16 protein-coding genes are annotated in these 18,301 nt (G+C 69.6%); 12 read left to right on the top strand and 4 right to left on the bottom strand.

What is annotated here, in order from left to right; translation table 11 throughout:
• Positions 1-42 precede the first annotated feature (42 nt).
• Positions 43-447, top strand: a complete 405-nt coding sequence (locus CEX87_RS07570; RefSeq protein WP_064425662.1) for an Rv2175c family DNA-binding protein — start codon at positions 43-45, stop codon at positions 445-447.
• On the opposite strand, the gene CEX87_RS07565 is transcribed toward CEX87_RS07570, so the two are convergent.
• The 4 genes from CEX87_RS07565 to CEX87_RS07550 form a co-directional block, all read right to left on the bottom strand.
• Positions 368-2,011 carry an alpha-(1->6)-mannopyranosyltransferase A gene (locus tag CEX87_RS07565; RefSeq protein WP_094286570.1) on the bottom strand — a complete coding sequence of 548 codons (1,644 nt, stop codon included), beginning with the start codon at positions 2,009-2,011 and terminating at the stop codon, positions 368-370. The genes CEX87_RS07570 and CEX87_RS07565 overlap by 80 nt on opposite strands.
• A 2-nt stretch (positions 2,012-2,013) precedes the next feature.
• Complete coding sequence (gene idsA2, locus CEX87_RS07560; RefSeq protein ID WP_094286569.1) at positions 2,014-3,102, bottom strand: bifunctional (2E,6E)-farnesyl/geranyl diphosphate synthase; 1,089 nt, start codon at positions 3,100-3,102, stop codon at positions 2,014-2,016.
• Between the two features lie 66 nt (positions 3,103-3,168).
• Positions 3,169-3,897, bottom strand: a complete 729-nt coding sequence (locus CEX87_RS07555; RefSeq protein WP_109395591.1) for an LppM family (lipo)protein — start codon at positions 3,895-3,897, stop codon at positions 3,169-3,171.
• Between the two features lie 10 nt (positions 3,898-3,907).
• Positions 3,908-4,507 (bottom strand): GNAT family N-acetyltransferase, encoded by a 600-nt coding sequence (locus CEX87_RS07550; RefSeq protein ID WP_064394189.1) that lies wholly within the window; start codon positions 4,505-4,507, stop codon positions 3,908-3,910.
• A gap of 229 nt (positions 4,508-4,736) precedes the next feature.
• On the opposite strand from CEX87_RS07550, the gene CEX87_RS07545 reads away from it, so the two are divergent.
• The 11 genes from CEX87_RS07545 to murG all read left to right on the top strand — a co-directional run bounded on the left by CEX87_RS07545 (position 4,737) and on the right by murG (position 18,290).
• Positions 4,737-5,141: a DUF3040 domain-containing protein gene (locus CEX87_RS07545; RefSeq protein WP_064349958.1), complete on the top strand. Its 405-nt coding sequence runs from the start codon at positions 4,737-4,739 to the stop codon at positions 5,139-5,141.
• Between the two features lie 294 nt (positions 5,142-5,435).
• Positions 5,436-5,867, top strand: coding sequence for a division/cell wall cluster transcriptional repressor MraZ (mraZ, locus tag CEX87_RS07540; RefSeq protein ID WP_059098924.1), 432 nt, complete (start codon positions 5,436-5,438; stop codon positions 5,865-5,867).
• Positions 5,842-7,002, top strand: coding sequence for a 16S rRNA (cytosine(1402)-N(4))-methyltransferase RsmH (rsmH, locus tag CEX87_RS07535; RefSeq protein ID WP_174523513.1), 1,161 nt, complete (start codon positions 5,842-5,844; stop codon positions 7,000-7,002). Before mraZ ends, rsmH begins: the two co-directional genes overlap by 26 nt.
• On the top strand, positions 6,999-8,069 hold the full coding sequence (gene ftsL, locus CEX87_RS07530; protein ID WP_082961913.1) for a cell division protein FtsL: 1,071 nt from the start codon (positions 6,999-7,001) through the stop codon (positions 8,067-8,069). Before rsmH ends, ftsL begins: the two co-directional genes overlap by 4 nt.
• Positions 8,066-9,973, top strand: a complete 1,908-nt coding sequence (locus tag CEX87_RS07525; protein WP_094286567.1) for a peptidoglycan D,D-transpeptidase FtsI family protein — start codon at positions 8,066-8,068, stop codon at positions 9,971-9,973. The genes ftsL and CEX87_RS07525 overlap by 4 nt, the downstream gene beginning before the upstream one ends.
• Positions 9,974-10,039: 66 nt before the next feature.
• Complete coding sequence (locus tag CEX87_RS07520) at positions 10,040-11,557, top strand: UDP-N-acetylmuramoyl-L-alanyl-D-glutamate--2,6-diaminopimelate ligase (RefSeq protein ID WP_094286566.1); 1,518 nt, start codon at positions 10,040-10,042, stop codon at positions 11,555-11,557.
• On the top strand, positions 11,554-13,071 hold the full coding sequence (locus tag CEX87_RS07515) for a UDP-N-acetylmuramoyl-tripeptide--D-alanyl-D-alanine ligase (RefSeq protein WP_094286565.1): 1,518 nt from the start codon (positions 11,554-11,556) through the stop codon (positions 13,069-13,071). Before CEX87_RS07520 ends, CEX87_RS07515 begins: the two co-directional genes overlap by 4 nt.
• Positions 13,068-14,147, top strand: coding sequence for a phospho-N-acetylmuramoyl-pentapeptide-transferase (gene mraY / locus CEX87_RS07510; RefSeq protein ID WP_064393994.1), 1,080 nt, complete (start codon positions 13,068-13,070; stop codon positions 14,145-14,147). Before CEX87_RS07515 ends, mraY begins: the two co-directional genes overlap by 4 nt.
• The gene (gene murD / locus CEX87_RS07505) at positions 14,140-15,606 is read left to right on the top strand and encodes a UDP-N-acetylmuramoyl-L-alanine--D-glutamate ligase (RefSeq protein WP_198957172.1); all 1,467 of its coding nucleotides are present in this window, start codon (positions 14,140-14,142) and stop codon (positions 15,604-15,606) included. Before mraY ends, murD begins: the two co-directional genes overlap by 8 nt.
• A gap of 15 nt (positions 15,607-15,621) precedes the next feature.
• Complete coding sequence (ftsW, locus tag CEX87_RS07500; RefSeq protein ID WP_198957175.1) at positions 15,622-17,127, top strand: putative lipid II flippase FtsW; 1,506 nt, start codon at positions 15,622-15,624, stop codon at positions 17,125-17,127.
• Positions 17,124-18,290 (top strand): undecaprenyldiphospho-muramoylpentapeptide beta-N-acetylglucosaminyltransferase, encoded by a 1,167-nt coding sequence (gene murG / locus CEX87_RS07495; protein ID WP_064393991.1) that lies wholly within the window; start codon positions 17,124-17,126, stop codon positions 18,288-18,290. The genes ftsW and murG overlap by 4 nt, the downstream gene beginning before the upstream one ends.
• Positions 18,291-18,301: the final 11 nt, after the last annotated feature.

Genomic DNA, 18,301 nt, shown 5'->3' with positions numbered 1-18,301 from the left:
TTGCGGCTCCGGCCGACGGTTAGGAGACTTAGACTCGGTGCGGTGAGCAGTATTCCGGCCTCCGAGGATGTCCTCGATCCCGGCGAGGACGTCTACGACCTACCCACCGTCGCCGAGATGCTCGGTGTCGCGGTGACGAAAGTGCATCAGCAGCTGCGGGACGGCCATCTGATCGGCGTCCGGCGCGACGGGGTCGTCGTGGTTCCGAAAGTGTTCTTCGACGACACCGGCCACGTCGTCAAGAGCCTGCCCGGACTACTCGTCGTGCTGCGCGATGGGGGCTACCACCACACCGAGATCGTTCGGTGGCTGTTCACGCCCGACGCATCCCTGACCATCAGGCGCGACGGCGCGACCGGCGAACTGCCTAATGCTCGGCCCGTTGATGCTCTTCACTCGCATCAGGCCCGTGAGGTGGTGCGCCGGGCCCAGGCGATGGCTTATTGACCGCCCGCGGTCGTGGCCTATTGACCGTCCACGGTCGTGGCTTATTGACCGCCCGTGTTCTTTGCGGCGCGTTCTTCAGCGAGTACCACGCCACCGCGGCGCATGCCAGCGAGAGCAGCACGTGGGGCCACGAGTACATCCCGTGCGCCCCATCGGGTTTCCAGATCACCATGATCCACGTCGACAGGCCCGCGATGATCGCGATCGACCGCCTGCTCTGAGCCAGCGCAGCCACCACGGCCAGCGGCCAGGTGTAGTACCAGGGCAGCGCCGCGGGCACGAGAAGCACCACGATCACCATCACCACCGCGATACCGGTCAGCGCTTCGCGGTCGGTGTGCCGAAACCGCCACCACACGAACGGAAGTGACAGTGCAATGAGCGCGATGCCGATGATCCTGGCGACGTCGAGCACCGCATAGAAGTTCACCGGCAGGAACAGGCCGCCGACCGCGTTGATCACGTTGGCCGCCGCGGTGGGCAGGGTCAGCCAGTTGATGATCTTCACCGAACCCGCCAAGGCCGTCAGCCAGCCCAGCCCGACGCCCGCGGCAAACGACAGCACGGCGAACACCGCGGTGAAGATCAGCGCCGAGCCCGCCGACGCCGTCACGAATGCCTTGACCGCCGAGACGTCGCGCCTGTTGCGCATGTCCCGCGCCCACACCCAGACCATGAACGGAAGCGCCAGTCCCGCGGTCGCTTTCACCGCGACCGCCGCGGCGATCAGGCTCACGCCCCACAGGTGGCGGCCGGAGAACGTCAACGCGATGCCTGCCATCATCAGGCCGACCATCAGCATCTCGTTGTGCACGCCGCCCATCAGGTGGATGATCACCAGCGGGTTGAGCACGCAGATCCACAGCGCGGTCGCACCGTCGGCGCCGATATGTCTTGCGACGCGCGGCGCGGCCCAGATCAGCAGCGCCAAGCCGGGAAGCATGCCCAGCCGCAACAACATGGTGCCCGCGACCACATCGTTGCCGACCAGCATCGTGACGAACTTGGCGATCAGGATGAAACCCGGCCCGTACGGTGCCGTGGTGGTGGTCCAGATGGGACTGACGTTGTCCAGCAACGAGTTCGGGTTGTCGACGGGCCCGACCGCGTACGGGTCGAGGCCGTCGCGCAGTAGTGCCCCCTGCGCGAGGTAGGAGTAGGTGTCGCGGCTGAACAGCGGGACGCTCAGCAGCAGCGGCGCCAGCCAGATGCCGGTGGTGGCCACCATCGTGTATTCGGTTGCGGTGCGGTCGATCACCCGTCGTCCCAGCCACAGCCACGCCGCCAGCATCAGTGCCACACCGCCCCACAACAGGATCGACGACAGCACCAGGCCGTGCCCGAACCGCAGCCACGACAGGTGCAGCGACTCCAGCAGCGGGTCGTGCAGGCGCGTGCTTCCCGCGCCCAGCCCTCCGGCGGTGATCAACACGGCGCCGAGGAAGCCCAGCCGGGCAGGTTGGGCCTGTGGTGACGTCGCAAACGAGGTCAACCGTGAAAGGTGTGCAGTGAAGCCGGATTTCGACGGCCGTGTTGATGGGGAGGTCGATGGGGAGGTCGTCATCGTTATGCGGTTCGATTCGCGACCAATCGGGCGAGCTCGGACAACCCCGTCTTGGCATGGGCGTCGATGTCGACGGAGTCGAGGATGTCGAGCGCGCGGCGGGTGAGCTCGGAGATGCGGTTCTCCACCGCGGCGAGCGCGCCGACGGACTCGATCACTGTGCACAGTTCCTGGACCTGGGCGTCGGAGAGTTTCGACCCGATGGAGGTGCGCAGCAGCTTCGCCGCCGCGGGGTCGGCCTCTTCGGCCAGCTCGACCGCCTCGGCCAACAGCACCGTGCGCTTGCCTGCTCGCAGATCGTCACCGGACGGCTTGCCGGTGACCGCGGGATCGCCGAACACCCCGAGCACGTCGTCGCGTAGCTGGAACGCCACACCGAGGTCGGTGCCGAACTGATGGAAGGCGGCATGGACGTCGGGCCGGTCGGCGGCCGCGGCGGCGCCGAGTTGTAGCGGCCGGGTGATCGTGTACGACGCGGTCTTGTAGATGTTGACCGTCAGCGCCGAAGCCACCGAATCGGCTCCGCTGGCCTCGGCGACGATGTCGAGGTACTGGCCGCCGAGCACCTCGGTGCGGATCGCGCCCCACACCCGGCGGACCCGCACGGCGGCCTCGGTCGACAGGTTCGCCGTTGCGACGACGTCGTCAGCCCAGACCAGGGCCAGGTCGCCGAGCAGGATCGCCGCCGACACGCCGAACTGCTCGGCCGAGCCGTGCCAGCCGTGCGTGCGGTGCCGCTCGGTGAACAGCCGGTGCACGGTCGGCAACCCTCGGCGGGTCGCCGAGGCGTCGATGACATCGTCGTGGACCAATGCGCAGGCGTGCAGCAGCTCGAGCGCCGAACACAACCGCAGGACGTCCGGATTGAGGGGGTCCTCGGGCTGCTCGGCGACCGCCCGCCACCCCCAGTAGGCGAACGCGGGCCGCAGCCGCTTGCCGCCGCGCAGCACGAATTCCTCCAGCGCGGCGGTCATTTCGGCGTAGTCGTCGCCCATGTAGGCGCATTCGCTGCGACGCTGCCGTAGATAGTCCCGCAGCTGATCGGTGACGGCCCCCGCCAACTCGACGGCCGACGGTGCCGTGGCATGCACGCTCAGCGGGCGCCCCTTTCTCTATGCGACCACCCTGCCCCGAACGCCTTCAGCGTAGAGCCTGCGCTAATCGCGGGCTTCGCCCACTTTCGGCGATTGGTCACGGCTCATGTACGCCAGGGTTCCGATGATGGCCGCCACCACGAAGGAGCCGAGGCCCAGCCAGATCGCGGCACCGGTGAAGGACCGTGCGCTGGGGTCGGTGTAGCGGGCTTGTGCGTTCATGGTGCTGACCACGCCGGGCCGCAACTGCCACTCGACGATCTCGGCCGACACCTGATCACCGTTGGTGGAGGTGACTTCGCCAGGGAACGACACGGTCACCGACACGTCGGCCTCCGAATCGCTGAGCGAGGTGAGGTCGGCGCGCCCCTCGAGGATGACGAGGTCACCCGCCCGGCGCAACGAGAGGTCGACGCCGGCGGCGTCGCGGTTCATGTTGGCCAGCTGAGGCAGTTCGGCGAAGGTGAGGTCGGAGAACACCGCCTGAGAGCCGACGTAGTCGTCGCGGCTGTACTCCGAGACCGCCACCTTGTTGGCGAACGGCAGGTTGTTCAGCAGCTGCGGGCCCTTGTCGTCGGCGTTCCGCGGCTTTGCCGCCGCGACGATCTGACCGGACACCCGGTCGTCGGGAGAGACCGTGATCGAGGCCCGCACCCGGACGCAGCCGACGGCGGTCGGAAGCACGACGAGGATCAGCATCACGAGTGCGAGCAGGCGGGTTCTGCTGCTGCGGTGGCGGGCCGGCACGTGGTCATCGTGCCAGACCGAGCCGAGCCGAGGCGTCGGTGACATCAAATCCGTGTCACAGCGGCAATGACCGCCCCAGGATCGCGAAAGCCCGCGGATCGCCCGCGAAATGGTAGCCACGGATGACGTCGGTGAAGCCGAGCCTGCGGTACAGCCGCCACGCCCGGTTCGCCTCACCGTTGATCTCCGGCGTCGACAACAACACGTGGGACTCCTGGCGGTCGGAGAGCAGTCGGCGTGCCAGCGCCTCACCGAGCCCCTGTCCCTGGGCTCGCGGGTGGATGTGCAGTTCGGTGAGCTCGAAGTAGCTCGTCATCAACGCAGCGATGGAGTTGCGGTCGGTGCCGACCCGCTGCAGCCCGGCCACCACCTGCTGCTGCCACCACTGGTCAGGGGCGCCGCAGTAGCCGTAGGCGATGCCGACCATCGGGGCTGAGGTCAGTTCGGCCTCGCCGGCGGGTGCGTCCTCGGAATCGCCGATGGTCACCGCCGCCACGGCCTTCCACCCGGGCCTGCGGGTGTGCTCGAGCCACATCGACGCCCGCTGTGCCTCGGTGCCGCGCGGATAGCGCATCGCGTCGACGTAGACGGCGAGCGCGTCACCGAGCCGGCGCTGCATATCGCTCGGCGACAGATCGATGAGAAATGTCGCCAACTGTGTCTGCCTCTCCGCGTATCGGGGCGGTGTCGTCTCAACCATTATCGAGTGGATCCGCCTGCGCCTCCCACGCGGCGGCGTCCGTCATACAATCGGGCGTCGAACAAGGTGGTACGGCTCAGATCGACCTCGTATCATGACTGTTAGATGCCCGTGAACGCGGGCACACATGACTTTGAACAATGAGATGGCCACGGTGGGCCCCTGGGTTCCGAGGGAGGGACGAATGCCACTCTCCGATCATGAGCAGCGCATGCTCGACCAGATCGAGAGCGCGCTCTATGCCGAGGACCCGAAGTTCGCTTCGAGTGTCCGAGGCGGAACCCTGCGCGCACCCTCGACCCGGCGCCGCCTGCAGGGTGCCGCGCTCTTCGTGCTCGGCCTCGCCATGCTGGTGTCCGGTGTCGCGATACCTGCCACCCAGATCGGTGGCTTCCCGGTGCTCTCGGTACTCGGGTTCATCGTGATGTTCGGCGGTGTGGTGTTCGCGATCACCGGCCCGCGCGTCCCCGGTGGACGCGACCGTTCGGTCGCCGAACCGGGCGCTCCCCGGCAGAAGCGGGGCAAGGGTTCGGGTGGATCGTTTGCCAGCCGCATGGAGGATCGCTTCCGTCGCCGCTTCGACGAATAGGCGCTGACGCGACACAGGGGTAGCCCGCACCGCGGGCTGCCCCTTTTTCGTGTGTCCGACTGCTGACCGCCCCCACTTCACCCCACCGCCTCCCGCGCCGCGTCCACCTGCGCTTTTCTTCACCATTGCGCTCGACGCCGGGACGTTGTCGCCCTCGCCACGTCGGCTGTGGGGCGAGGGGTGGGGACTCACCAGGAAAATTGACGCGCAAATGGTGGATGGTGGGGGATTGTGGGGTAAAGTGGCGGACAACGGAGCGACCGGGGCTCTGTTGATCGGCAGGGAGGTGGCGAGATGTTTCTCGGCACCTACACGCCGAAGCTCGACGACAAGGGGCGGCTCACGCTGCCCGCCAAGTTCCGCGACGCGCTGGCAGGAGGGTTGATGGTCACCAAAAGCCAAGATCACAGCCTTGCCGTCTACCCGCGCGCCGAGTTCGAGAAGCTGGCCCGACGGGCGTCGCAGGCATCGCGTAGCAACCCGGAAGCACGCGCATTCCTGCGGAACCTGGCCGCGGCCACCGACGAACAGCATCCCGACGCACAAGGCCGAATCACGCTGTCAGCTGATCACCGCCGCTACGCGAACCTCTCGAAGGACTGCGTGGTGATCGGATCGGTCGACTACCTGGAAATCTGGGACTCCACCGCATGGCAGGAGTACCAGCAGACCCACGAAGAAAACTTCTCCGCGGCCACCGATGAAGCTCTGCACGACATCATCTGATTCGGCGGTCGACCGGCACAGGCATCCAGTCCGTGCATCGCGGCCTCTGCCCGAACCGGCCCTGGCGTACTTCCCCGACGTCAGGTCCGCGCTCTCGGACAGGGACCCCGGTGCAGGGATTTCGGGTGGAGGCGAGGGAGACAGGGCGATGGCACGGCGCAGCGGCGACCACGGACATGTGCCGGTCCTGCTGGACCGCTGCGTCGAGCTGCTCACACCCGCACTGACACGGCGCGGTTCCGACGGTGAGGGTGCGGTGCTCGTCGATGCCACCCTCGGAGCCGGCGGGCATGCGGAGCGCTTCCTGACCGAACTGCCCGGTCTGCGGCTGATCGGCTTGGACCGCGACCCCAACGCGTTGTGGATCGCCGGCGAGCGCCTGTCGCGGTTCGGTGACCGGGTGATGCTGGTCCGCACGCGGTACGACGGCATCGGCAGGGTGCTTGGCGACGACCGCTACCGGGCCAGCCATGCCGATGGAATCCTGTTCGACCTCGGCGTGTCCTCGATGCAGCTCGACCGCACCGAACGCGGCTTCTCCTACGCCGCCGACGCGCCACTGGACATGCGGATGGATCCCGACGCGGAACTGACCGCCGCCGAGGTGGTGAACACCTACGACCAGAAATCGCTGACCCGGCTTCTGCGCGAGTTCGGCGAGGAACGTTTCGCGAGCCGGATCGCCGCCCAGCTCATCCGCAGGCGCGCCCGCCAGCCGTTCCGAACCACCGGGGAACTCGTCGAGCTGCTGTACCAGGCGATTCCCGCGCCGGCGCGCCGAACCGGTGGCCACCCGGCGAAGCGCACATTTCAAGCGCTTCGCATCGCGGTCAACGGAGAATTGGACTCGCTGCGCGAGGCGTTGCCTGCGGCGCTGAACGCTCTGGCTCCCGGCGGCCGCATCGTCGTGATGGCCTACCAGTCCCTGGAGGACCGCATCGTCAAGGCGGCCTTCGCCTCCGCAACGGCGTCCAGGACGCCGCCCGGCTTACCGGTGGAACTGCCGGGTCACGAGCCGGAGTTCGTCGCACTGACTCGCGGTGCCGAGCGTGCAGCTCCCGAGGAGATCGAACGGAACCCGCGTAGCGCACCTGTGCGGCTACGAGCACTGGAGAAGGTGGGGGCACCCAGGTGAACGCCAAGCAGGCCAAGCAGACCAAACAGCGCAAACCGGCCAAGCCGGCCAAGCGGGCAAAAGCGGTGCGCAGCGCCGACGAACGACGGCGCACCGGCGCTCAGCGGCGCTCAGCCGACGCGCAGGCGCGCCGCAAGCCGACCCGCGAGCAGCGACCGCAGCGCTCAGCGCCGCAGACCAACCCCATCCCGCGCCCGACCGGCGCACCGAGCAGGCCCAAGAACGCCAGCCAGGCCAAGGCGCGTGCCAAGGCGCGGAAGGCCAAGGCGCCAAAGGTCGTTCGGACACCATTACGCCAGCGCATCATCGTCAAACTGGCCTCGGTGGAGCTCAGCCCGCGGGCGCTGGTGGCCAGGGTGCCGTTCGTGGTGCTGGTGATCGGCGCGCTGGGAGTGGGCCTGGGCACGACGCTGTGGCTGTCCACCGACGCCGCCGAGCGGTCCTATCAACTGGGCAACGCTCGCGAGACGAATCAGGCTCTGCTGCAACAGAAGGAAGCGCTCGAGCGCGACGTGCTCGAGGCGCAGGCCGCCCCGGCGTTGGCAGAAGCGGCACGCGAGCTCGGGATGATCCCGTCCCGCGACACCGCACACCTCGTACAGGACCCGGCCGGTAACTGGGTGGTGGTCGGCACACCCAAGCCGGCGGAGGGCGTTCCGCCACCGCCGCTGAACACACCGCTGCCCGACGCGACCCCGCAGGCGCCCCCACCCGGTCCGCGGCCGCCCGCGCCGCGGGTCGTCGATCCCCGCGAGGTCACCGTCCGGATGCCGACGCGTACGGCGCCCACCCCGAATGTGCCCACCCCGAATGTGCCCGGCGCCGCGGTGCCGCAGGCTATCCCGGCGGCGCCGCAGGCGCTCCCGGGTCAGCCGCCGGTGCCCGGTGCCGCACCGGGGCCGATGGTCCCGCCGGCGGCGCCGATGGCCCCGACCGACGCCCTGCACATCCCGAACCCGCAGGTGCTGCCGGGTCCCGTGCCCGGCGCCGAACAGTTCAGCCCGGCGGTCGTGCCTCCCGCGGTCGTGCCCCCCGCGGTCGTTCCTCCGGCGGGTCCCGGCGCATGAGCCGCGAGCGTCGGCCCCGCAAGGCCGCACCGGCCGCCGGCCCTCAGGAGCGCTCGGCCAAAGCGCGGCGGACGCGCGCTCCGATCACTGAAACCGGGCTGCGCAGTGCCTCTTTCGTGTTCCGGCATCGCGTGGGCAACGCGGCGATCTTCCTCGTCCTGATCGTCGCGGCGGGGCAGCTGTTCCATCTCCAGGTGCCCCGCGCCGACGGATTGCGGGCCGAGGCGGCCAGCCAGCTCAAGGTCACCGACGTCGACAAGGCCGTTCGCGGGGCGATCGTCGACCGCAACAACGACAAGCTGGCCTTCACCATCGAGGCGCGCGCGCTGACCTTCCAGCCGCAGAAGGTCCGCAAGCAGTTGGAGGAGGCCAGGGCGAAAAGCACCGAGGCGCCCGAACCCGACCGCAGGCTTCGCGACATCGCCGCCGAGGTGGCGTTGCGGCTGAACAACAAGCCGGACTCGGCCACCGTCCTCAAGAAGCTCAAGAGCAACGAGACGTTCGTCTATCTCGCCCGTGCGGTCGATCCCGCCATCGCCGAGGCGATCACCAAGAAGTTCCCCGAGGTCGGTTCGGAGCGCCAAGACCTGCGCCAGTATCCAGGCGGCTCGCTGGCGGCCAACATCGTCGGCGGTATCGACTGGGATGGGCACGGCCTTCTGGGACTAGAGGATTCGCTCGATGCCGTACTGGCGGGCACCGACGGGTCGATCACCTACGACCGCGGGTCCGACGGCGTGGTCATCCCGGGTAGTTACCGCAACCGCCACGACGCGGTCGACGGTTCCACGGTCATGCTGACCATCGACGACGACATCCAGTTCTACGTCCAGCAGCAGGTGCAGCAGGCCAAGAACCTGTCCGGCGCCAAGAACGTCTCCGCGGTCGTCCTCGACGCGAAATCCGCTGAGGTGCTGGCGATGGCGAACGACAACACGTTCGACCCGAGCCAGGACATCGGCAGGCAGGAGCACCGCCAGCTGGGCAACCCCGCGGTGTCCTCGCCGTATGAACCGGGTTCGGTCAACAAGATCGTCACCGCCGCATCGGTCATCGAGTACGGGTTGTCACATCCCGACGAGGTGCTGCAGGTGCCGGGGTCGATCCACATGGGTGGGGTCACGGTCGGGGACGCCTGGGAGCACGGGACGATGCCGTACACCACAACGGGCATCTTCGGTAAGTCCTCCAACGTCGGCACGCTGATGCTGGCGCAGCGCCTCGGTCCTGAGCGCTTCTTCGAGATGGTCCGCAAGTTCGGCCTCGGGCAGCGCACCGGAGTGGGCCTGCCGGGTGAGAGCGCGGGCCTGGTCCCGCCGATCGACCAGTGGTCGGGCAGCACATTCGCCAACCTGCCCATCGGACAGGGCCTTTCGATGACCCTGCTGCAGATGGCGGGCATGTATCAGACCATCGCCAACGACGGTGTGCGCGTCCCGCCGCGCATCGTCAAGACCACCATCGCCTCCGACGGCACCCGCACCGACGAGCCTCGCCCCGAGGGCGTTCGGGTGGTGTCGCCGGAAACGGCCGAGACCGTGCGGCAGATGTTGCGGGCCACGGTGCAGCGCGACCCGACAGGGGTGCAGCAGGGCACGGGTTCGCAGGCGGCGGTCGAGGGCTACCAGATCTCCGGGAAGACCGGAACCGCACAGCAGATCAACCCGGCCTGTGGCTGCTACTACAGCGACGTCTACTGGATCACGTTCGCAGGCATTGCCACCACCGACGACCCGCGCTACGTCGTGGCCATCATGATGGACCACCCGCAGCGCACGGCCGACGGCCAGCCGGGCACCACGTCGGCGCCGCTGTTCCACAACATCGCCTCCTGGCTGCTGCAGCGCGAGAACGTGCCGCTGTCGCCGGATCCCGAGTCGCGGTTGACCCTGGTAGCCGACTGACGAAGATGCCGACGGCCCCGATATGTCGCGGGGGCCGCCAGCGCGACTGGGTACTGTGTCAACGCCATGAACCTGCGACCCAGCCATCCCGCCGGCGCGGCGCTTGGACCGCTGGCCGGGCAGGTCCAGGCGGTGCCCGCGGGCGGTGCCGTACCGGAGGTCCGCGTCACCGGCGTCACGTTGCGCAGCGGGGACGTCGAACCGGGTGACCTGTTCGCGGCGCTGCCGGGGGCGTCGTCGCACGGCGCCCGCTACGCCGCCGAGGCGGTCGCTCGCGGTGCGGCAGCGATCCTCACCGACCCCGACGGGCTGGCGATGTTGGGGCCCGATGTGGAGATCCCGGTCGTGGTCCACCCGGATCCGCGGTCGGTGCTCGGCGCGGTGGCCGCCGAGGTGTACGGCCGGCCGTCCGAGCGGCTGCGGGTCATCGGCGTCACCGGCACCTCCGGCAAGACCACCACCACCTATCTGGTGGAGGCCGGGCTGCGGTCGGCTGAGCGGGCGGCCGGACTGGTCGGCACCGTCGGCATCCGGATCGACGGCCGCGATCAGGCCAGCGTCCTCACCACGCCCGAGGCGCCGGACCTGCAGGCTCTGCTCGCGGTGATGGTCGAGCAGGGCGTCGACACCGTCGTGATGGAGGTGTCGAGCCACGCGCTCACCCTCGGCCGCGTCGACGGTGTGCATTTTGCGGTCGGCGGGTTCACCAACCTGTCGCGTGACCATCTCGACTTCCACCCGACGATGCGGGACTACTTCGAGGCCAAGGCGCGACTGTTCGCTCCCGAATCTGCCAACCGCGCAGAGCTTTCCGTGCTCTGCGTCGACGACGACGCAGGTCGGGAGATGGCCAGGTTGGCGCGCGAGCCCGTGACGGTCAGCGCGACCGGCCGGGTCGCCGACTGGACTATCGAGGACATCCGAACGGTCGGCCGCAACGCACAGGAGTTCTTCGCGGTGGACCCGGCGGGTGTGCACCACCACCTGCAGATCGGGCTGCCGGGACGTTACAACGTGGCCAACTGCCTGCTCGCGATCGCGCTGCTCGACGCGGTCGGGGTGTCACCCGAACAAGCCGTGCCCGGTCTGCGCACCGCGACGGTGCCGGGGCGGATGGAGCCCGTCGAGCGCGGGCAGGACTTCCTGGCGGTGGTCGACTACGCGCACAAGCCCGGTGCCCTGCAGGCCGTGCTGGAGACGTTGCGGGCAGACACCGACGGCCGACTGGCGGTCGTGTTCGGGGCGGGCGGTAACCGCGATCCCGGCAAGCGGGGCCCGATGGGCCGCGTCGCCTCCGAACTGGCCGATCTGGTGGTCGTGACCGACGACAACCCGCGCGACGAGGACCCCGCCGAGATCCGCGCGGCGATCGTGGCCGGCGCGGTGGGCCGTGCGGAGGTCGTCGAGATCGGTGATCGCCGCGCCGCGATCGAGCACGCCGTGGCGTGGGCGCGACCGGGGGATGTCGTGCTCGTCGCGGGCAAGGGCCACGAGGCAGGGCAGACCGGCGCCGGGGTCACCCGACCTTTCGACGACCGCGAGGAGTTGGCTCGCGCCATCGAGGCACAAGGACCCCTGCCGTGATCGACCTGACGCTGGCCAGGGTCGCCGAGATCGTCGGCGGCCGCCTCGCCGACATCTCCGAAGCCGACGCCGCGACCACCCGGGTCACCGGCACCGTCGAGTTCGACTCGCGGGCCGTCACACCCGGCGGTCTGTTCCTCGCGCTGCCCGGAGCCCGCTCGGACGGGCACGACTTCGCCGCCGCGGCGGTGCAGGCCGGGGCGGCGGCGGTGCTGGCCGCCCGCCCGGTCGGGGTGCCTGCGATCGTCGTCGACCCGACACCGGAGACATCCGACCGCGCGGCGGGCGTGCTCGAACACGACGCCGACGGTTCGGGTGCAGCCGTGCTCACGGCGTTGGCGAAGCTGGCCGGTGCGGTCGCCGCGGAACTCGTCGCAGGCGGGCTCACGATCATTGGGATCACCGGATCGTCGGGTAAGACCTCGACCAAGGACCTGGTCGCCGCGGTGCTGGCCCCGCTCGGTGAGGTGATCGCGCCGCCCGGTTCGTTCAACAACGAACTCGGGCATCCGTGGACGGTGCTGCGCGCGACGCGGTCCACCGACTTCCTGGTGTTGGAGATGTCGGCACGGCATCGCGGCAACATCGCCGCGCTGGCCGCGATCGCCCCGCCCTCGATCGCGGTGGTGCTCAACGTGGGCACCGCACACCTGGGCGAATTCGGGTCGCGGGAGGCCATCGCCGAAACCAAATCCGAACTGCCACAAGCGGTCCCATCATCGGGGGCCGTCGTACTCAACGTCGACGACGCCGCGGTGGCGGCGATGGCCGCCAAGACCGCCGCGCGCATCGTGCAGGTGTCGCGCGAGCCGGGCGGGCGCGACGTGGACGTGTGGGCCGAAGCGATCACGCTCGACGAGCTGGCCAGGCCGCGGTTCAGCATGCACGCCGGCGCCGGGTCCGTCGACGTCGCGCTGGCCGTCCACGGGGACCACCAGGTGTCCAACGCGCTGTGCGCGGCGGCCGTGGCGCTGGAGTGCGGCGCCTCCCTCGAGCAGGTGGCCACCGCGCTGGCGACCGCCGGTCCGGTGTCCAAACACCGCATGCAGGTCGTCACCCGCAGCGACGGCGTCACCGTCATCAACGACGCCTACAACGCCAACCCCGATTCGATGGGCGCGGGCCTCAAGGCGCTGGCGTGGATGGCCCGCGTGGGCGGGGGCCGGCGCCGCAGCTGGGCGGTGCTCGGCGAGATGGCCGAACTCGGCGACGACGCGATATCCGAGCATGACCGCATCGGCCGGCTGGCCGTGCGCTTAGATGTGTCACGACTCATCGTCGTCGGAACCGGGAGGACTATGAGCGCCATGCACCACGGCGCGGTGATGGAGGGATCGTGGGGGGCTGAGGCCACCATGGTCGCCGACGCCGACGCGGCGCTTGACCTCCTGCGCGCCGAACTGCAGCCGTCCGACGTGGTGCTGGTGAAGGCGTCGAACGCAGCCGGCCTCGGCGCACTGGCCGAAGCTTTGCTCGAGCTTCGGTCCGCCGACATCCAGGACCCGAACGCATGAGGCAGATCCTCATCGCCGTCGGCATCGCGCTGACGGTGTCGATCCTGCTCACACCGGTGCTGATCCGGCTGTTCACCCGCCAGGGGTTCGGGCACGAGATCCGCGAGGACGGACCGCCCACCCACGCCAAGAAGCGCGGCACCCCGTCGATGGGCGGCGTGGCGATCGTCGCGGGCATCTGGGCCAGCTACCTGGGAACGCACCTCGTGGGCGTCGTGATCGACGGCCGGGGGCCGTCGGCTTCGGGCCTTCTCGTGCTGTTTCTGGCCAGCGCCCTGGCCGTCGTCGGATTCGTCGACGACCTGATCAAGATCCGGCGTTCGCGCAACCTAGGGCTCAACAAGACCGCCAAAACCGTCGGCATCCTGACCGCCGCGGTGATCTTCGGTGTGCTGGCGCTGCAGTTCCGCAACGCCGACGGGTTGACGCCCGGCAGCGCCGAACTGTCCTATGTGCGCGAGATCGCCACGGTCACACTGCCACCCGCACTGTTCGTGTTGTTCTGCATCGTGGTGGTCAGCGCGTGGTCGAACGCGGTGAACTTCACCGACGGGCTGGACGGGTTGGCCGCGGGCGCGATGGCGATGGTGTGCGCGGCCTACGTACTGATCACGTTCTGGCAGTTCCGCAACGCCTGCGCGACGAGCCCGGGCCTGGGCTGTTACAACGTGCGCGACCCTCTGGACTTGGCGATCATCGCCGCGGCCACCGCGGGCGCCTGCATCGGGTTCCTGTGGTGGAACGCCGCGCCCGCCAAGATCTTTATGGGCGACACCGGCTCGCTCGCCCTCGGCGGCATCATCGCCGGGCTGTCGGTGGCCAGCCGCACCGAGATGCTCGCCGTAGTGCTCGGCGCCCTGTTCGTGGCCGAGGTGGTCTCGGTCGTCGTGCAGATCCTGGCGTTCCGCACCACCGGCCGTAGGGTTTTCCGGATGGCGCCGTTCCACCACCACTTCGAGCTGGTGGGGTGGGCCGAAACCACGGTGATCATCCGGTTCTGGTTGCTCACCGCGATCGCCTGCGGCCTCGGCGTCGCGTTGTTCTACAGCGAGTGGCTGACGACCGTCGGTGCCTGACATGACGCATCTCGAGCCGCTGGTTCCCGGCGCCCGGGTGCTGGTGACCGGCGCGGGCCTGACCGGCCGCTCGGTGAGCGCCGTACTGGAGCCCACCGGCGTGCGGTTGACGATCTGCGACGACGATCCGCTGGCGCTGCAGCGGTTGATCACGCCCGCCAGGGTCGTGACCACCGCCGAGGCCCAGGCCACCATCGGCGAATACGCGCTCGTGATCACCAGTCCCGGGTTCGCGCCGACCGCTCCCGTACTGGCCGCAGCGGCACAAGCGAGCGTTCCGGTCTGGGGCGACGTGGAACTGGCCTGGCGGTTGGACCGGGCGGGCTGGTTCGGGCCGTCGCGGCGCTGGCTCGTGGTCACCGGGACCAACGGCAAGACCACGACCACATCGATGTTGCACGCGATGCTCGTCGCCGCCGGGCGAAACGCGGTGCTGTGCGGCAACATCGGCAACCCCGTCATCGACGTCCTCGCCGAACCGTCCGACCTGCTGGCGGTGGAGCTGTCCAGCTTCCAGCTGCACTGGGCGCCGTCGCTGCGGCCGGACGCGGGCGTGGTGCTCAACGTCGCCGAGGACCACCTCGACTGGCACGGGTCCATGGCCGCCTACGCCGGTGCCAAGGCCCGGGTGCTCGACGGCCGCGTCGCCGTGGTCGGACTCGACGACCCGGTGGCCGCAGGCCTGCTGGACACGGCGGCGGCCCCGACGCGCGTCGGGTTCCGGCTGGCGGAGCCAGGCCCCGGCGAACTGGGCGTGGTGGACGGCGCGCTGGTCGACAACGCGTTCGGGACCGGTGTGCGGTTGGCCGATGCCGCATCGATCGCGGTGGCCGGCCCGGTCGGGGTGCTCAACGCGCTCGGTGCCGCCGCGCTGGCCCGCGCGGTCGACGTGCCCCCGGCCGCCATCGCCGACGCGCTCGCCGGTTTCCGGGTGGGCAGGCACCGCGCCGAGGTCATCGGCACCGTCGACGGCGTCACGTACGTCGACGACTCGAAGGCGACCAATCCGCACGCCGCCCGGGCATCGATCGCCGCGTACCCGCGAGTGGTGTGGGTGGCCGGTGGGCTGCTCAAGGGCGCCTCGGTCGAGGAGCTGCTCACTTCGATGTCGAATCGGCTGGTCGGAGCGGTGTTGATTGGCCGCGACCGGGCCCTGATCGCCGAGGCGTTATCGCGACACGCCCCGGATGTCCCCGTCATCGAGGTTGTGACGGGGGAGGATTTTGGGGTGCAAGGGACAAATGGGTCGGATGTTAATCCTGTTACTCATGTGATCAGGCTCGAGGGAACGCAAACCGGTGACACGATCATGGCCGCAGTGGTCGACGCCGCCCGCGGCCTCGCCAGGTCCGGCGACACCGTGCTGCTGGCTCCCGCAGGCGCCTCCTTCGACCAGTTCAGCGGCTACAGTCACCGCGGCGACGCGTTCGCCGACGCCGTGCGCGCTCTGACCCGATAGTCGCCGATGACCACCATCCTGACCCGGCTGCGGCTTCGCAGGGCGGGCGCCGAAGACAAACCGGCCGAGCCGGTGCCCGCGACCGCCGGGCATCGGACCCGGGTCGGGGCGTGGCTCGGCCGCCCGATGACGTCGTTCCACCTCATCATCGCGGTGGCCGCGCTGCTGACCACGCTGGGGCTGACGATGGTTCTGTCGGCGTCGGGGGTGTACTCCTACGACCAGGACGGGTCGCCGTGGGTCGTCTTCGCCAAGCAGGTGTTGTGGACGGTCATCGGGCTGTTCGGGTTCTACGTCGCGATGCGGATCCCGGTGCAACTGATGCGACGCATGGCCTTCTCCAGCTTCGCGCTCACCATCGTGCTGCTGATCCTGGTGCTGATCCCGGGAATCGGCACCGTGGCCAACGGTTCGCGTGGGTGGTTCGTGGTCGCGGGGTTCTCGATGCAACCCTCCGAACTGGCCAAGATCGCGTTCGCCATCTGGGGCGCGCATCTGCTGGCCGCGCGCCGCATGGAGCAGGCCTCGCTGCGGGAGATGCTGATCCCGTTGGTGCCCGCCGCATTCGTCGCACTGGCGCTGATCGTCGCCCAGCCCGACCTCGGGCAGACGGTGTCGCTGGGCATCATCCTGCTGGGTCTGCTCTGGTACGCGGGCCTGCCGCTGCGGGTGTTCGTGTCCTCGCTGTTCATGGTCGTGGTGTCGGCCGCGGTGCTGGCGATGGCCGAGGGGTACCGCTCCGCGCGGGTGCAGTCCTGGTTGAACCCCGCCGCCGACACACAGGGTTCGGGCTATCAGGCCCGCCAGGCACGGTTCGCGCTGGCCAACGGCGGTGTGTTCGGCGACGGCCTGGGTCAGGGCGCGGCCAAGTGGAACTACCTGCCCAACGCGCACAACGACTTCATCTTCGCGATCATCGGCGAGGAACTCGGCTTCATCGGAGCCGGCGGCCTGCTGTGCCTGTTCGGCCTGTTCGCCTACACCGGGATGCGCATCGCGCGGCGCTCCGCGGACCCGTTCCTGCGCCTGCTCACCGCCACCGCAACGCTGTGGATCATGGGCCAGGTGTTCATCAACGTCGGCTATGTGGTGGGCCTGCTTCCCGTGACCGGGCTGCAGCTGCCCCTCATCTCGGCGGGTGGAACCTCAACGGCGACAACACTTCTGATGATCGGCATCATGGCGAGCGCGGCACGGCACGAACCCGAGGCGGTGGCGGCGTTGCGGGCCGGGCGCGACGACCGGGTCAACAGGCTGCTGCGGCTGCCCCTGCCCGCGCCCTACGTGCCGTCGCGGACCGAGGCGGTGCGCGACCGGCTCAACAAGCGCGGTTCGGAGCGACCCGGCAAACCGCCGGCGGGCAAGCGCACCCGGGCACCCAAGCCCGCGGCCAAACAGCCACCCAAGTCCGCCCGCAAACGCCAGACGGCCGGTAAGCCGGCCCGGGCGGCAAGGCATCATGGAGGCGGCCGCGCGGACAGCAACCGGCGGCGCGCACTGGAAGGTCAGCGTTACGGGTGAACGACACGGGTCCCGTCCCTCGGCGGCCGGGGGACGACCGGGGAGTCTCCGTGATCCTCGCGGGCGGTGGCACCGCAGGACACGTCGAACCGGCGATGGCGGTGGCCGACGCCCTGACCGACTTGGTGCCCGACGTGCGGATTACCGCCCTGGGCACCGAGCGGGGCCTGGAGACCCGGCTGGTCCCCGAACGCGGCTATCACCTCGAGCTGATCACGCCGGTGCCACTGCCCCGAAAACTCTCCGGCGACCTCCTGCGCCTGCCCCTGCGGGTGCGGCGGGCGGTGCGCCAGACCCGGGCGCTGCTCGACGAGGTCGAGGCCGACGTGGTGATCGGCTTCGGCGGTTACGTCGCGTTGCCCGCCTATCTGGCCGCGCGAAGCGTGCGCAGAAGCAAGCGCGTGCCGGTGGTGGTGCACGAGGCGAACGCTCGCGCGGGCTGGGCCAACCGCGTCGGTGCCCGTTCGGCACGACGGGTGCTCTCGGCCGTCGCCGACCCTGGACTGGGCAAGCCAGCCGAGGTGGTCGGGGTTCCGGTGCGCGCGGCGATCACCTCGCTGGACCGCACGGCGTTGCGGGCCGAGGCGCGCGCCCACTTCGGTTTCGCCCCTGACGCCCGGGTGCTGTTGGTGTTCGGCGGGTCGCAGGGCGCGCAGTCGCTGAACAGGGCCGTCTCGGGCGCCGCCAAAGACCTTGCGGCGGCTGGTATCTCGGTGCTGCACGCCCACGGCCCCAAGAACACCCTCGATTTGCGCGAGCCCGCCGACGGCGACCCGCCGTATGTCCCTGTGCCCTATCTGAACCGGATGGACCTGGCGTACGCCGCCGCCGACGTCGCGATGTGCCGGTCGGGAGCGATGACGGTCGCCGAACTGACCGCGGTCGGGTTGCCCGCGGTATACGTTCCGCTGCCGATCGGCAACGGCGAACAACGGCTCAACGCACTTCCCGTCGTCGAGGCCGGGGGCGGGCTGATCGTCGACGACGCCGACCTGTCGCCGGGTTTCGTCGCCGAGACCGTCGTCGACCTGCTCACCGACACCGGCCGGTTGCAGACGATGACGGCGGGCGCCGCCCTGGCCGGTCACCGCGACGCGGCACGGCGGGTCGCCGAGATCGCCATCGAGGTGGCACAAGCCGAGTCCCGAAAGGGTCTGCGGTGAAACCGAAATCG

The organism is Mycobacterium lehmannii (assembly GCF_002245535.1).
Taxonomy (GTDB): domain Bacteria; phylum Actinomycetota; class Actinomycetes; order Mycobacteriales; family Mycobacteriaceae; genus Mycobacterium; species Mycobacterium lehmannii.
This window is presented reverse-complemented; position numbering and strand designations above follow the sequence as displayed.

What these genes read in the sequence shown, in the direction of transcription:
- CEX87_RS07525 (WP_094286567.1), top strand. Translation starts at nt 8,066, where the DNA reads ATGAGCCGCGAGCGTCGGCCCCGCAAGGCCGCACCGGCCGCCGGCCCT.
- mraY (WP_064393994.1), top strand. Translation starts at nt 13,068, where the DNA reads ATGAGGCAGATCCTCATCGCCGTCGGCATCGCGCTGACGGTGTCGATC.
- rsmH (WP_174523513.1), top strand. Translation starts at nt 5,842, where the DNA reads ATGAAGCTCTGCACGACATCATCTGATTCGGCGGTCGACCGGCACAGG.
- CEX87_RS07545 (WP_064349958.1), top strand. Translation starts at nt 4,737, where the DNA reads ATGCCACTCTCCGATCATGAGCAGCGCATGCTCGACCAGATCGAGAGC.
- CEX87_RS07555 (WP_109395591.1), bottom strand. Translation starts at nt 3,897, where the DNA reads ATGTCACCGACGCCTCGGCTCGGCTCGGTCTGGCACGATGACCACGTG.
- CEX87_RS07565 (WP_094286570.1), bottom strand. Translation starts at nt 2,011, where the DNA reads ATGACGACCTCCCCATCGACCTCCCCATCAACACGGCCGTCGAAATCC.
- CEX87_RS07520 (WP_094286566.1), top strand. Translation starts at nt 10,040, where the DNA reads ATGAACCTGCGACCCAGCCATCCCGCCGGCGCGGCGCTTGGACCGCTG.
- mraZ (WP_059098924.1), top strand. Translation starts at nt 5,436, where the DNA reads ATGTTTCTCGGCACCTACACGCCGAAGCTCGACGACAAGGGGCGGCTC.